Origin of the sequence: Wenyingzhuangia fucanilytica, from assembly GCF_001697185.1 — a bacterium.
Classification (GTDB): domain Bacteria; phylum Bacteroidota; class Bacteroidia; order Flavobacteriales; family Flavobacteriaceae; genus Wenyingzhuangia; species Wenyingzhuangia fucanilytica.
In genome coordinates this window covers 1,683,498-1,699,970 of sequence record NZ_CP014224.1, presented here as the reverse complement: position 1 = coordinate 1,699,970, position 16,473 = coordinate 1,683,498, and the positions used below count along the sequence as shown (strand labels likewise).

The 16,473-nt window shown below is 31.6% G+C and carries 8 protein-coding genes; 5 read left to right on the top strand and 3 right to left on the bottom strand.

What is annotated here, in order from left to right; genetic code table 11:
• Positions 1-117 precede the first annotated feature (117 nt).
• The 3 genes from AXE80_RS06940 to AXE80_RS06930 form a co-directional block, all read right to left on the bottom strand.
• The gene (locus tag AXE80_RS06940) at positions 118-1,299 is read right to left on the bottom strand and encodes an HYR domain-containing protein (protein ID WP_068825731.1); all 1,182 of its coding nucleotides are present in this window, start codon (positions 1,297-1,299) and stop codon (positions 118-120) included.
• 340 nt (positions 1,300-1,639) lie between these two features.
• Complete coding sequence (locus AXE80_RS06935; RefSeq protein ID WP_083194606.1) at positions 1,640-3,166, bottom strand: sulfatase family protein; 1,527 nt, start codon at positions 3,164-3,166, stop codon at positions 1,640-1,642.
• Between the two features lie 80 nt (positions 3,167-3,246).
• Positions 3,247-4,899 (bottom strand): sulfatase family protein, encoded by a 1,653-nt coding sequence (locus AXE80_RS06930; RefSeq protein WP_237340645.1) that lies wholly within the window; start codon positions 4,897-4,899, stop codon positions 3,247-3,249.
• 612 nt (positions 4,900-5,511) lie between these two features.
• Between AXE80_RS06930 and AXE80_RS06925 the strand changes: the two genes are divergently transcribed.
• The 5 genes from AXE80_RS06925 (at position 5,512) to AXE80_RS14265 (ending at position 16,465) form a co-directional block, all read left to right on the top strand.
• Positions 5,512-8,640: a SusC/RagA family TonB-linked outer membrane protein gene (locus tag AXE80_RS06925; RefSeq protein WP_068825727.1), complete on the top strand. Its 3,129-nt coding sequence runs from the start codon at positions 5,512-5,514 to the stop codon at positions 8,638-8,640.
• A gap of 104 nt (positions 8,641-8,744) precedes the next feature.
• Positions 8,745-10,556: a RagB/SusD family nutrient uptake outer membrane protein gene (locus tag AXE80_RS06920; RefSeq protein ID WP_237340642.1), complete on the top strand. Its 1,812-nt coding sequence runs from the start codon at positions 8,745-8,747 to the stop codon at positions 10,554-10,556.
• A gap of 54 nt (positions 10,557-10,610) precedes the next feature.
• Positions 10,611-12,188 (top strand): hypothetical protein, encoded by a 1,578-nt coding sequence (locus tag AXE80_RS06915; RefSeq protein ID WP_068825723.1) that lies wholly within the window; start codon positions 10,611-10,613, stop codon positions 12,186-12,188.
• Positions 12,189-12,396: 208 nt separating this feature from the next.
• On the top strand, positions 12,397-13,167 hold the full coding sequence (locus AXE80_RS06910) for a T9SS type A sorting domain-containing protein (RefSeq protein ID WP_068825721.1): 771 nt from the start codon (positions 12,397-12,399) through the stop codon (positions 13,165-13,167).
• 247 nt (positions 13,168-13,414) lie between these two features.
• Entirely contained in the window at positions 13,415-16,465 is a 3,051-nt protein-coding gene (locus tag AXE80_RS14265) for a glycoside hydrolase family 88 protein (RefSeq protein WP_083194605.1), read from the top strand.
• The last annotated feature ends 8 nt before the right edge of the window (positions 16,466-16,473 follow it).

Here is a 16,473-nt window from a genome sequence, read left to right as displayed (position 1 = left end):
AGAAGAGTAAATTATAATAAAAAGCAGAATACCCAATAGGTAATAATTCAGAGAATTAACTTGTTGGGTATTCTGCTTTATTTCTTAGGTAAAACTACTTGTTTATATTGACTTACGTTATTTATCTTCTAGTTTCCAAGTCCTAATCCAATCGTATTTGGTTGTTAAGTCATCAAAAGTACCAGAGTTAAAAACGCTACCTGCTTCGTCCACTGGATTCCAATCGTAGGTTTCTATAGCCATGGTGATATGACCTTCAAGATCAAAATCAGCAGGAGGGTTTGTAATGGAATGTGATAATTCACCATCTAAATAAAACAAAATTTCATTAGGTGATTTCCACCAACATCCATATACAAAAAACCTAGAATTGTTTTTTTCTGTTAATACTGTTTTTGCTGGTGCTTGTATTGATTGATTAACATCGCAAGATTGTTTGTGTCTCCAAGTATTTGAAGAAAATGTTTGGTCCCATTGCTTTGCCCAATCAGAAGTTCCGCTATGTACACGACCTACACATTCTTGAATATCTAATTCTAACTTTCTTTGAGGCCCTGTATTGCAGTTTTGTTTAAAGGCAATCCAAAATGTTGATGACATAATGGTTTTATTAGCTTGCATCCTACATTCGTAATATTGACCGTGTTTAGCAAGGTTTTTAGAACGAACAATAGCACCACCATGAGTGAAAGAAGTACCATTAACTGTTTTTGGAGAATCAAATTTTTCAACAGTTATGTTTAAGTTGCCATCACTAACGGTAACATTATCTGATTCAAACAATCCAGGAGCTCTTCCAATCCAGTTAAACCCATCGTCGGCTGGGTTTCTGTACCATTTTGTATCATCAAACACAGTACCATCAAATTCATCAGACATGGTTTCAATCTTTGTCCATTTTTTACCAACGGGTGTAGGGTCGCTCCCAATAAAATAAGGTTTGTTGCTCAACGGGGGATCTCTTGTTACAATAACATCAAAGTTACAAGTAGCTGTATTCCCTGCAGCATCTCTTGCTAGAAAGGTATTGGTAGTTGTACCAATAGGAAACAATTTTCCAGAAGTCAAACCTCCTGTTTGTGTAATGGTTGCACCTTGATTATCGGTGGCTGTAGGAATTGTAAAATCTACTTTAGCTTTACTTTCTGTAGAGGCAATAGATACTTGGATGTTGTTTTGGCAAGTAATAATTGGTTTTTCGGTATCTATAGCTACTTCATTTTCACTATCGTTACTGCACGAGGCTACTGAAAACATCAGAAGCAAGGTGGATACATAAGTAAATTTCATTTTTATCATACTTTGTTTTTTAGTTAATTAATAGAATTACGGTAAAACCAAAAGTATGTTTATAGATTCTTGAGGAAGGAAACAGATTGTTTTAAAAGGAAAACAAATGTTTTATTCTTGTAGAAAGTAAGCAAAAAGAGAATGAAAAAACCTTTTTCGCTTTTAGCAATATGGATTTTCATTCTCTAATGAGGGGGAGGTATTTAAATATCTGTTATTAGGTATTTATGTGTTCTTGGCTTTTGTCCAAGAACCGTTTGAATAATTAGACCATACTAAATCTACTTAATCCTTTAAGAAAACGGCAACTCATAAAATGGAATGATGAAAATATAGTTGTTTCAGTTTGTTATTTAATTCCTGTAGGTATTTTACTAGTTCTTGTTTGGTTGTACCTGTTCAATAAATAAGTCACTTTTTCTTTATAAACCGGATTATTTATTAAGTTTTGTTTTTCAATTTCAGAAGGGTTTTCGTTTAAATTGAAAAGTGCTATTAATTTCTGATTTGTGATAAAGGTGTCTTCATTCTTAATTTTTATAATCAATTTCCATCCATTTTCTGTAATCATAACTTCTTTTCCTGTACCTGATTGAGTCATTAAGTAAGGATGTGGTTGAATGTCTTTTCCTTCAATAAGGATTGGTAACAAATTAGAGGAGTCCATAGCTTGATTATTCTCTACATGCTGATTTGTTAAACCTGCAAGTGTTCCTAAAATATCTAATCCTAAAATAGGTTGATTAGCTATTAAAGGCTTTTTTATTTTATCTGGCCAATGTATAATAAATGGAACTCTATTACCACCTTCGTAAGCTTGATTTTTACCTCCTCTAAAAATATCATTAGATTTATGCCCAGATTTTATAGTCTCAGGTATTAATAATCCTCCATTATCTGAAGTAAAAATAATCAGTGTGTTATGATAGACGCCTTTTTTCTTAAGCGCTTTTATTAACATTTCTATTTGAATATCTAGTTCTTTAACCATATCCAAATGTTTAGAAGGGGTAGTACCAGCTATTTTTGTTCCGTTTATTTCTTTTGAAGGAGTATGTGGTTTATGCACAGCTTGTGTACAATAATACATAAAGAAAGGCTTTTTAGATTTACTGTTTTTATCAATAAAGTTAACAGCTTTGTTAATTAATAGATTACTTGCATTAAATGGGTTCCAATAGCTATCTCCTAAACCTTCCATTTTATCTAACTTAAACCCAATTTTGTCCATGTTTTTTTGAGTAATTTGAACAATCTTTGAATCTTTATTTAAAGGGGTCATTAGGCCATTTTCATAAACAGCATATGGAGCATCTTGAATACCTGCAGGATACATATAGCTGTAATCAAATCCATTTTGTTGAGGACCTCTATCTATTACTTTTGTAATATCTACATCTAGTTCAGGTTTGTTTCTTGGACCTCTATAGGTTTGGTTTGGATTGTCTTTTCTAGCGAAGTCCATTCCAAATCCCCATTTACCAAAAAAAGAAGTTTTATAACCAGCTTGTTGCATTAAAGTTCCTAATGTAAGTTGTTTTTTTTCTATTGGTGATTGCTGATAACTACCCCACACTCCTCTTGGAGCATAACTCCTATAACTGTGGTTTCCAGTCATAATTGAATATCGAGAAGGAGCACACAAAGCTGCTGGAGAATAAGCATTTTTAAATAAAACTCCTTTTTTAGCAAGTTTGTCTATTGTTGGTGTTTCAACAATGATATTATCAGAATTTAGTTTTCTGTAATAAGAAATATCACCAACACCAATGTCATCTGCTAAAACAACTATAACATTGGGATTGTCTTGAGCGATCGCTATTTGTACACTAGTAATTATTAAATAAATAAAGATGTTAATTTTTTTTATAGACATATTTTTATTCGTTAATATATTAATATTTATGAGGGTTAAATTTCACAATAGTGAGGATATAAAATTTCTCGTTTTATTAATTAGTCATTCCAATGTGCATCAATAACTTTTTGTATGTGAGGATATTTATCTCCATCTTCCTCGTTTAATTCATTGCGTTTAGCAATAAGCTGTTCTTTTAAATCGGCAATAATATTTTTGTATTTAGGGTCTTTATAAGCATTGTTCATTTCTTTTGGATCTTTGCTTAAATCATAAAATTCCCAAGCAGCAGGAGTGTCCATAGTAAAACGATTTCCCCAACTTTTTTTATTCCATTTTGCATTTGGATCTTTGGTGTCTACCCAATATTTCCCATAAAAAAAGATTAATTTATATTGTTTGGTTCTAATTCCAAAATGAGCAGGATTGGCATGTGCATGTGCCATGTGCATCCAGTACCTGTAGTAAGTGGATTGTTGCCATTCTTTAGGCTCTTTGCCTGTTTCTAAAATAGATTTAAAACTATGTCCTTGCATTTTTTTAGGAGCTGTCCCTCCAGCTAATTCAATAAGAGTAGGAGCAAAGTCAACATTGTTTATAATAGCATCTGTTCTAGTTCCTGCTTTAATTTTGTTGGGGTATCTTACAAAAAAAGGCATACGCATAGACTCGTCATACATCCATCTTTTATCAATATAATCATGCTCTCCAAGCATAAATCCTTGGTCTCCTGTATAAACAATAATGGTGTTTTCGTAAAGCCCTTCTTTTTTTAGATAATCTATAATACGAGCTACATTATCATCTACACCTTTAACACAACGCAAGTAACGTTTTAAGTATTCTTGATACGTTTTATGTGTGTATTCTTGATCACTTAAACCATCTGCTTGATGGGTATCAAAGTTTGGGTTGTTTCTTTTAGTGTATTCATCACTCCAAATACGCATTCCCATATTTCTAATGGTATTTCTTTTAGACACAGAAGACCCAATGATATGTGTTAATGAATCATTAACTCCACGAGTTGCAATAGAACCATTTCCTGCATTGTTATATAAACTTTCAGGTTCTGGAATTTCAATATTTTCTAGATAATCTTTATAACGCGGAGCATATTCAAAATCATCATGTGGTGCTTTAAATTGATGCATTAAAAAGAATGGTTTGCTTTTATCTCGTTTGTTTTTTAACCAGTCTAAAGAGATGTCTGTAATGATATCCGAACTGTGACCTTTATATTGTTTTCCTTCGTAACCAGGAGATTCGTTAAAAGGCTCGTAATGCATACCACTTTCGGTTAAATAGGGATCAAAATAAGACCCTTGCTGATGGTGCTGGGTAAATATATTGTAATAATCAAAATTGGGTTTATGTGTTAAATGCCATTTTCCTACCAGTGCTGTTTGGTATCCTAATTTTTTTATTTCTTCGGGTAAGTATTGATTTTTTGTTGCTACTTCTCCTTCTAAATCTATAACCCCATTTGTTTGACTGTATTGTCCAGTAATAATGGTAGCTCTACTTGGTGTACAAATAGAATTGGTTACAAAACAATTATCAAAAATAATTCCTTCATTGGCTATTTTATCTAAGGTTGGAGTAGGGTTTAAGCTAGCCAAACGACTGCCGTAAACACCAAAAGCCTGAGTGGTATGATCATCAGACATTATATAGATAATATTAGGTTGCTTAGGAGTTGCTATTTCTGCTTTATTGCTTTTACAAGATAAAACAGTATAAAACAGCATCCCCATTATTAAAGTCTTTTTAAATGGAAAACGTTGAATCATAAGAATGGTTTGTTAAAAGTATAAAATTGATATTTTTTTATAAGATGCTTTACCACATATGGTTTTTTTTAAACAAATCATGATTTATTCAGCCTTTAAAAGCTTGTAAAATAAGGCGTTTGTTTCGATAATTTTTTATAAAAACAGCAAGTATCTTTTAAAAGTAATTCTTAATACATCAAAAGAAGTTAAAAGTAATATATGATTTTATGATGCTTAACTAGAGATACTATTAAAGAAGGTATTTAATAAAGTTTATATTGATCTCATTATAGCTACTTTGTGTTTTAAAGATGTTATCTGCATTTTTTATTACTGTTGTTTTCTAGGTGTTTTGGTGTAAAATTCAAGATGAGATTTATGTATAAATACTCATAAAAATTATTGCTGTACAAAGCATAGGAAATTGTTTTTTATGTGATTAATGAACTAGTTATTGATAAATCTTTAATAAAAATGAGAGTTTATTGAAGATTAACACATATGTGTTGCTATTTAAATCATATGTTATTTTACTTAGAAGTAATTAAAAACATCTTTGTAGTCACTAATTTTTAAACAAAATAAATTATGAAATTAAATTCACTTGCTAAATGTAAGTCCAAAACATTTTTAATGACATTGCTTTTTGCTATGATTTTTGGTTTTACAAGAGCACAGACAATTACTGTAAAAGGTATTGTTTCTAATAATGGACAGCCTCTGCCTTTGGTTAATGTAGTTGAAAAAGGTTCTACCAAAGGAGTTGTTACTGATTTTGATGGAAACTATGAGATTTTAACAGAAATAGGGCGTGTTTTAGAGTTTACATCATTAGGTTTTACTACTAAGCGTATTAAAGTAGCTAGTAAATCATTGAATGTGGTTTTAGAAGAAGATGTTACTTCATTAGATGAAGTTGTAGTTGTTGGTTATGGTACTCAAAAAAAGAAAGAATTAACTGGGGCTGTTGGAAGTATTAAAAATGAGGCACTTGTTTTGTCTGCAACAGCAGATTTGGGAACTGCTATGCAAGGACAGATAGCAGGGGTTAATGTTACTGCTTCTGATGGTTCTCCAGGAGGGGAATCAAATATTGTTATACGTGGAATTAGTTCAATTTTAGGAAATACTACACCTCTTTATGTAGTTGATGGAATTCCGTTTAATGGTGATCCTAAATTAAGTATGAATGAAATTGAAACTATTGATGTGTTAAAAGATGCTGCGTCTGCAGCTATTTATGGTACTCGTGGAGCAGGTGGGGTTATTTTGATAACGACTAAAAAAGGAAAGGAAGGAGTAATGAAGATGAATGTTGATTCATATTTTGGTCTTCAAAATATTACGTCTGGAGTGCCTTTATTGGAAACAGAAGATTTTTTATATGTAAGACATTTAAGATCTGCAGCCTTAACAGGAACAACATTCGGAAATACATGGACTCCAATTGTTCAAGGTCCGCATCAATTAACAAATAACACAAACTTAACAGATATTATAGAAAATGATTTAGCTTCTATTCAAAACCATAGTATTGGTATATCTGGTGGAAAAGAAGGTTTAACTTATAGTGTAAATGCTACTCTTTTTGATCAAGAAGGAACTATCATTAATTCGGGATATAGTCGTTTTAACGTACGTGCAAATACACAATATAAAAAGGGAAAATGGAATGTAAGTACAGGTATAGGGTTTGGTGTTGAACAAAAACAATCTGCACCATGGCAATTCTTGTTAGATGCATATAGATATAGTCCATATTCACAAATGATAGACCCTACGGTAGAGACCGTACAATACCCAGGTCCTTCTACTGATAATGATGCAGAATTTTTATCAAATAACTTAAGAAAGTTTAAGCAATCTGATAACAATAAAACTGATAAGTTTAATGCCAATATAACTGCGAATTATGAAATTAATAAGTATTTAACGTACACTTTAAGAGCAGGTTTATCATATAATAACAATGATAGAATTGTTATCAACCCTTTGTTTAGAACTTTTAATCAAGATGGTGAAGAGATTACTCAAAGACAGAGATCAGGTGTTAGAAATGAAAGTGGTAGATCTCAAAGATCAACACTAGAGAATATTATTAACTATAAAAGGAGTTTTGGAGCTCATAATGTTCAAGTAACAGCTGCTTATTCTGCTGAACAATATGAGAACTCTTGGTTTTTTGCCGAAAAAAAGGATTTAGTTAATAATGATGTTACTGTTTTAAATGGAGCTTTAAATGATCCTCTTGTAGGGTCTGGAACTGGATGGAATCAAAATGTTAACAGAAACACTTTGGGGATATTAGCAAGGTTACAATACAATTATAAAGGAAAATATTTGTTTAGTGCTAGTGCAAGACGAGATGGTTCTTCAAAATTTTCTGATAAATATCGTTATAATATTTTTCCATCATATTCTATAGGATGGAATGTGTCTGATGAAGATTTCTGGAAACCAATAAAGCAAACAGTATCATCATTAAAATTAAGAGCGAGTCATGGAACAGTAGGGAGTGATAACTTTTTAGACTACAGTAATTCGGCAGTAATAAATCTTAGAAAAGATTACATTTTTGGTGCCGAAGGAGATGATCGATTAATTCAAGGAGCCATTCAAAAAGAGTTTGCAAATAAAAATATTAAATGGGAAACTTCTATCTCAGATAATTTAGGTTTTGACTTAGGCTTTTTTAGAAATAAATTAAATCTTTCTGCTGATTTCTATAAAACTTCAAAAGAAGATTTGTTATTAGGGGTGTTATTACCTCCATCAGTTGGTACAGGTACAGATGGAACTGTCGTTTTAAATGTTGGGAATATGGTCAACAAAGGAATGGAGTGGACATTGAATTATAAACACGCTGGGACATTTTCATGGAATGCTGGTTTAACCTATACAAAAAACATTAATGAGGTTACTAAAATGAGTGGTTCTAACAAAATCCAATATTTAAATAACAGTGAGGTAGTTCAAGGTATTAATAATGAAGATTTAGTAACAGTAATAGCAGAAGGTTATGAAGCCGGTGCATTCTTTTTATATGAAACTGATGGTATTATTAAAACTCAAGAAGAGTTAGATGAGTATAATTTATTAGTTGGAGGTACTGGAAACTTAGGAGATTTAAGATATGTAGATCAACCAACTGTAGATTCAAATGGTGATGGGATTGCTGATGTGGGGAATGGTACTTTAGGAGTTGAAGATAGAAAGTACGCAGGAAGTGGTACGCCAGAGTTTGAAATGGGACTTAATTTTGGAGCTCAATACAAAAACTTTGATTTTTCTATGCAGTGGTATGCTTCTTTTGGGGCAGAGGTAATGAATGGTAGTAGAGCATTTTCTTATAAAACAGGAACACATCAAGATTTATTGTATCAATGGTCTCCACAAAACCCAACATCTAACTATCCTACAAATAGAGGAGCAGCCCATGCAAATTACAGAGGGTATACAGATTTTTGGTTAGAAGATGCTTCGTTTGCCAGATTAAGAAATATTGCTCTTGGATATTCTTTGCCTAAGTCGGTGCTTACTAGAAATGGTATTTCTAAAATTAGATTGTATATATCAGCCCAAAACCCATTAACAATTACCAAGTATACTGGTTTTGATCCAGAAGTGGGTAACAATAGTTTGGCAACAAGAGGTTTAGATAGGGGTAATTATCCTATTAGTTCAAGTTTCAGATTAGGTATTCAATTAGCATTTTAAATACTATATACAATGAAAATAGATAAACTAAAGACTAATAAGAAATATTAAGAATTATGATAAATATAATATTTAAAAAAACAGTACTTCTAACTATCTTAATGATGACATGTTTTGCATGTAGTGATAGTTTTTTAGAAGAAAAAAATCCAAACAATATATCTACTGATAGTTTTTGGAAAACAATAGGGGATTTAGATAATGGATTAACATCAGTATACAATGCTCTTAAAAACGGAAGTGTTTTAAGAACAAGTGACGAGTATAATAGGAGTGATATGACCTACCCTGGTTTTGGAAGACCTAGTACAACAAATGACTATTATTTACAAACATTTAACAATTCTGCTGATGCACCAAATTCAAAGTGGTCAGCATTGTATGAAGGAATTTTTAGAGCAAACCAAGTAATTGAGGCTACTCATAATTTAATGGGAACTTTCCAAAATGCAGAATCAGAAGAGTACGCATTAAAAATATTAGCACAGGCAAGAGCTTTAAGAGGACTGTTTTATTTTTACCTACACAGTGGTTTTAATAATGGTTCTGTAGTTATTATAGATTTTGTTCCAGAAAATGAATCTGAATTTTACCAACCTTTAAGTTCTGAAGATAAAGTACAGGAATTTTATTTAGAGGATTTTGAATTTGCTTTAGATAATTTACCTACAAAAGAAGAGTATGAAGATAATGAACTAGGTAGAATTACAAAAGGAGCCGTAGCGGCTTTATTAGGAAAAAGTTATTTGTATGATGGTGATTACGAAAGAGCTGCCACTTATTTTAAATCAGTTATCGAAGATTATAATTATAGCTTAACACCAGAAATTGGAAGTAATTTTACAACTAAAGATGAGTTTAATGAAGAGTCTATTTTAGAAATAGCATATTCTTTAAAATATAATTCTGAATTAAATGCTTTTGAAGAAGCACAAACATCTAGTCCACTTAATTTTACATTTGCACCTGCAGGAACTCCAGGAGGATATAGAAGTTTATATCCTGCAACTTGGTTAAATCTATTGTATAGAAATGAACCATTAGACATGAGTGATTCTAGAAATGTGGTTACAAGACCACGTTTAGATGCAAATGGATTACCTGTATTAGATGTAAATGGAGATGTTGTTATGGATGAAAATGTTCCTAGGTCATTTTCTTTAAGAACTTCGGCATCCATAGCATTACCTGATGATTTAGACACTCCTTTATATCAATTAAGTTCTGCTCAAGGAGCTCAATATAACAATGGAGAGCATTCATATTGGAGAAAATATACCAATTGGGATATCACTGATAGTGAAAGAAATATTTCATCAACCACACCTCGTTCAGGAGTTAATATTCGTGTGATTCGTTTGGCAGATATATATTTAATGTATGCTGAGTGTTTAATAAAAGGAGGAACAGATGGAAGTGGAGTTACAGAAGCTTTAAAGTACATAAATAGGGTAAGAAGACGTTCTGCCGTTCAATTATTAGGAACTACTAGTTCAAGTGAATACCCTTTAAATGATCATGATAACAAAGTGTATACTGCTAGTGAATTAATGGAGCATTTAATGTATGTTGAAAGACCTTTAGAGCTTTCTGCCGAAGGAAATGCTATTCGTTTTTTAGATTTAAGACGTTGGGGAATTATTAAACAGCGTTTTGAAGAAATATCTATAAAAAGATATGTTTCAGAGAATTATAAGTATGAAAAAATCCCCGAAACAGGAAAAGAATTTGGAGAGAGTGGAACTAAGTTCGATGCCTTAATTATGGAGTATGATGGAACAAACGGAACTCCTTTTACTAAATGGGATAATGAACATGCAGAGGCTGCAAATAATTATAATGAAAACAATCATTCTTATTGGCCTATACCAAGTAGTGAAATAACAGCTAATCCAAGACTTTATGACACTCCCTAATTTTTATTTGTCATTAAAACTTAACAAGAAATTTTAAGATAAAACATATAGATTATGAAAAAATATATAATATTATTTTTTACTGCAGCAACTTTTATCATAAGTTGCCAAAAAGAAGATGAGTATGAACCACTGAATTCATTTTCAGATGTAGGGTGGTACTTTAGTGATACAGAGGGTAATTTAGCAGTTTCTATAGATGACTATATAACTTTTTCTGATTTGTCTCAGGGGGTTGTTAGTCATGAATGGACTATTGGCGATGGTAACTATTATTTAAAAATGCCAATTCAAAGAAATGATTCTATTTTTAAAGATAAAATTATAGGAAAAGGATCAACTACCGAAAAAACAATTAGCGTTTGGTTTAGAAAAGCAGGTCTACAGTCGGTAAGGCTTTATAATACATTTAATGAAAAAGTAACATTTAGAGGTATCAAAGGAGATGAAAAAGTTTTTATTGATGCTAAAGAAGTCGAAGACAAATGGGTGATAGATACTACATTTGTAGTAGATGTATATGCTGATATTATACCACAAATAAAAATTGAACAAAACGGAGTTGTTCTTGATCATACAAATCCTAATGATACTATTTATGTAGAAGCAGGTGACTTTTTATCGTTTTTTGATGAGTCTACTGTTGGTAGAGCTGATACTTGGGAATGGACTGTTGGTAGTGAAAAAAGTAATCAACAAGATGCAGTACTAACTTTAAAAAAACTAGGCGTTTTTAACGGTACATTTAGTATTAGCAGAAGAGGTCAAAATATTCCAGGTAATTTTAAATTTTATAAAATACCAGCACCTTTTAAAGTAATTCCATCAAGTAAGCCTTTTGTTGTAATTCCAGATGAAGTAATGGAACGTGAAGATCAGACAATTCAAGTGCCTTTTAATGGTGAATTTACACCTTTTACAAATCAGGAAGCACATTTTACTGTAACTGTAAATGGAACTCCTTCTGACATAGCCACTGTATCTATCAACCCAGATGATGCTACTATTTTAGATATCAAAATGGTAGATCAAATATATAGAGATGATAATATTACTGTTAGCTATGATGGTAATGGTAGTATGGTTTCAACAGATACAAGGGTGCCAAATGCTTTTACAAGTATTTCTGTTTCTATGTTTCAACATGAAGCTATTAAATTTGATTTTGAAAATGGAGGTGATAATTTTATAGCTAAAACAGAAGGAGATGGAGTTAATTTACCTACGACTACTATTGGTATATCAACTGAACAAGCTGTGAGTGGTGTTAAAAGTTTAAAAATAGATGCAAGTGCTTCTGGAAACTGGTCGGCATTTATAAATTATATAGATACTTTTGAATTAAAAGCAGGAGTAAGTGTACAATATGAATATAAAGTTTATAAGGTTTCTGGAGCTTCTATAAATTTTATAGCACCATGGATAAATAAAGAAGGAAATACTACTGTAACACAGTTTTGGCATAATGATATTAAAAATGCCCCATCTGATACTTGGGTAACTATAAGACCAGGAGCAAAATTCGCTTCTCCTACAACTTTTGATGATTACAATATCTATTTTAGACATAATGGACAAGGAACCATATACATAGATGATTTACGTATTATTGAAGTAGATAATAGGCCATAGTGATCGTTGCTTTTTTAGTAAAGTACATTATGATTATATAATAGAAATGAGCTCGATATTTTTCGAGCTCATTTTTTTTTACATAGATGGTGTGAATTGGTTGTTTTAAGTGGAGCAAAAATCATATGTTCTTGAAAACTGGACGTTTGGAGTGTCTGACCATTGTGACTAAAAATATATTTGTGCTATTAACTAAAACTAAATTATAATGAAAAAAATTATTTTATCAGCTGTAATGGCTACAACTATGATGACACAGGCACAGTATGTACAAAATTTTGAATCAACCCCAACGACTAATGATTATCTTATAGGAAATAATGGCCCTGCTGCAACTCCAAAAATGATAGGTTCTTGGGAAGTAAATCCTGAGAAGTCAGGAATCAATACAAGTGATAATTGTATCAAAGATTTAGAAGAAGCAGAAGCTAAGAGTTGGGCATATCCAGTTATAGAATTTGGAACAGGTGGTTTTATCATGGATGCAACCAATGGGAAATATTTAAAAATTAAAATTTTATCTACCAATAAAACTGATTTTTCAATGACATTAAGTCCACGTATTGGAGGTGTTCTTACTCCTGTTACCCAAACATTTAATGGAGTCACTCTAAACACATGGTTCGAAGCAATATTTGATTATTCAACAGAAGCTGATGGTTATGTATCACGTTTAGATTTTTATTTTGATAAAAATGAGGGTGTTTATTATATAGATGATTTAACACAAACAACTGCTACTACTTTAGGAACTAAAAACAATGAGTTAAGTGAGGTTTTAGTTTATCCAAATCCTGCAAATAACACCATTTCTATATCGGGAAATAATAATATTGAATCCATAGCTATTTATGATGTTTTAGGTAAGGAGGTCTTAGCTTTTAATAGTAACACCAATCTTGATATATCGTCTCTTATGTCGGGGATTTATATTTTAAAAACAAATAACGGAAGTATTCAAAGGTTTGTAAAAAAATAATAACAAACCAAAATTGATTAATAAGTTTTTTATAAAAGGGATTTTCTTCACAGAGAATCCCTTTTTTTATTTTGTTTACCCATAATAGTCTCTAAAAAACAAAAGCATAATTATAAACTTAGGAAACACAGTGCTTTTAAACATATGAGCTCCTATTTAAACCATATGTTCCTTAGTTAATTTTCATTTTAATAGAAGGTTTAATATCTGCTGATTAAGTTTATAAACTATTTATAAACTAAAACTTATGAGAATTTTTAAATTTTATTTTCTGCTGATCACTTTAGGATTAGGGGGCTTTTCTATAGAGGCACAGTCTATAGATCCTACTTCTGTTCGAGATAAAATGCAACGAGTTGCTAACTGGCAAATTGAGCATTTTAGAGATACTTACAGTGGCAGAAAAAAACCTCACCACATAGCGGATTGGACTAATGGAGCTTTGTATGTAGGAATGGTAGAATATGCTAAGATGGCTAAAGATGACCAATATTGGAATTGGTTAAAAAATATAGGAGAACAACAAAAATGGGAATTACATTGGAGAAAGTATATGGCAGACGACCATACGATAGGACAAATGTATTTAGAGCTTTTTAGAAAATATGGAGACACCACAATGATAAAATCTACAAAAGATAGGTTTGATTATATTATGGCTAATCCAAGTACACAACCTATTACTTTAGACAATTACAAACATATGGAACGTTGGACTTGGTGTGATGCCTTGTTTATGGCTCCTCCAATTTGGGCAAAATTATCAAATATAACTGGCGATAAAAAATATTCTGATTGGATGCTGAAAGAATATGATGCTACCAAAGAACATCTTTTTGATAAAGAAGAACATTTATTTTATAGAGATAATAGTTTTATGAGCAAAAGAGACCATGGTAAAAAAATATTCTGGTCACGTGGTAATGGTTGGGTGTTTGGAGGATTAACACTTTTGATGGATGAATATGAACCTGGGTCTAAAGAATATGAATATTTTAAGAGTATTTATTTAAAAATGGCTAAAAAGCTTATAGCTATACAAACTCAAGAAGGTCATTGGGCAATGAGTTTATTAAATCAAGATGTTTATAAAACACCAGAAACTAGCGGAACCGCATTTTTTACTTTTGGTTTGGCATGGGGAGTTAATAATGGTTTGTTGGATGATGCAACTTATCGTCCACACATAGAAAAAGCATGGAATTGCTTAATAAGCCATATTAATAAGGATGGTATGTTAGGTTATGTACAGCCTATTGGAGCAGGACCAGATAAGTCTTTTAAAAATGAAACAGAAGTTTATGGAGCTGGAGCATTTTTGGCAGCAGGTTCTCAAGTCTATAAAATGGTAGGCGGACAACCTATTTTTCAAATATCAGAACCGGATTATATAAAAAGTCCAAAAACAGGAATGACTCGTAAGCATTGGAAGGATGCTGCTTTGTATATGTTAGAAGGAGCTTTTAGTTATATACATTCAAATAACGATCCGTTAAAATTTCCAAAAATAGGAAACGTAGCATATCCACGATGGGAATCACAAGTACCTGTTGAACAGTTAGAGGGGTTGTGCAGAACATTATTTGTAGCATCACCGTTATTAAAAGAAAATCCAGACTTGAATATTAACGGTATAAAAATAGCTGAGTACTATCGTCAAAATATGATCAATTTAATAGATTCAAATCACCCATCATTTATAAAAGACAAAGAAGGAAAGTGGCCAGGACAAACGTTGGTTGAATTTGGAGCTTTATCTATGTCTATGTTTGTTATTCCCGAAGTGTTGTGGGATCCTTTAAGCCAAGAACAAAAAGATATTTTAGCAAAAAAAATGATAAGTTATGCAGATGGACCCACCGTGCCATCTAACTGGAAATTCTTTAATATTTTTATATTAAGTTTCTTTAAAGATCAAGGATATCAAGTAAATGAAACCTTGTTAGTTGACTATTTGAATAAGTCTTTAGAACATTACCGTGGAGATGGTTGGTATAATGACAACCCAGCTTATGATTATTACAGTATGTGGGCATTTCAAATGTATGGGCCTGTATGGTCACAAGTTTTTGGGAAGAAGTATTATCCAGAAATAGCAGATAAGTTTAAAGAAAACTTTTTGCCTATGGCAGAAAACTATCCATATATGTTTAGCGAAGATGGTAAAATGATAGCCTGGGGAAGGAGTATTAGTTATAGGTTTGCCTCAGTAAGTCCATTTCCTTTATTAGGGTTTTACGAGGCGGATATAGAAAACGCTAATTGGGGCGGATACAGAAGAACGGCTTCAGGTGTTTTATTACAATTTTTACAACATCCAAAATTTATGAAAGATAGAATTCCAACTCTTGGTTTTTATGGTTTGTTTGATCCTGCAACACAACCATATAGTTGTAGAGGAAGTGTGTTTTGGATGGCAAAATCTTTTTTAAGTTTACTTTCTCCTGAAGATAGTAAATTTTGGAATGAAGTAGAAAATAATGGTGTTTGGGAAAACGAGTTGAAGAATACTACTACCACCAATCGTTTTTATGAAGGTTCCAAAATTATGGTAACAAATTATAAAAACATAGGAGCTTCAGAAATTAGAGCTTGGTGTTATGTTCCTAGAAAAGATTTAAAGCAAGAATTTCGTTCAAGTGAAAATTATAATAAACTTTCGTACAATTCTGCATTTCCATGGCAAGCAGATAATGCAAAAGGTGTTGCTTCTATGAGTTATGTTTTTAAAACAAATATAAAAGAAACACCATATGAATCAGGTCACTTATACCGTTTTAATAAATTTAAAAACGGTGTCTATTATAGAAAATTAAACTCAGAATATATTGATGGAGTAACATTACAATTAGCAGACATACCTCTGGATAATGGTATTTTAAGAGTTGATAAAATTCAATCAGATAAAAAAGTAGCGTTTAGCTTAGGAAATTATGCTTTGCCAGATATTCATGGAGGAATTAAAACATATGTCAAAAAAAGAAACAAAAAAGAAATACATATTATTGATAATGGGGTATATCAGTTGGCAACAGTTCCTGTTTTAGGTTGGGATAGCATTAATTCTATAAAATCAACGGATATCCATCCTGAATCAAAAGAAAGTATGGTAACTAATGTTTCTAAAACCTATTTACCATCTGATAAAAATAAAGTGTTTGTAACTGCCTTTTTATGGAAAAAATCGGGAGAACAGTTTACTGATGATGAGCTGATGGTTGTTAAAAAAGTAAAAGTAAAGAAAGATAATATAACCATTACTCATACAAATAATACCAAAACCAACGTGTCTTATTAGCATATAAT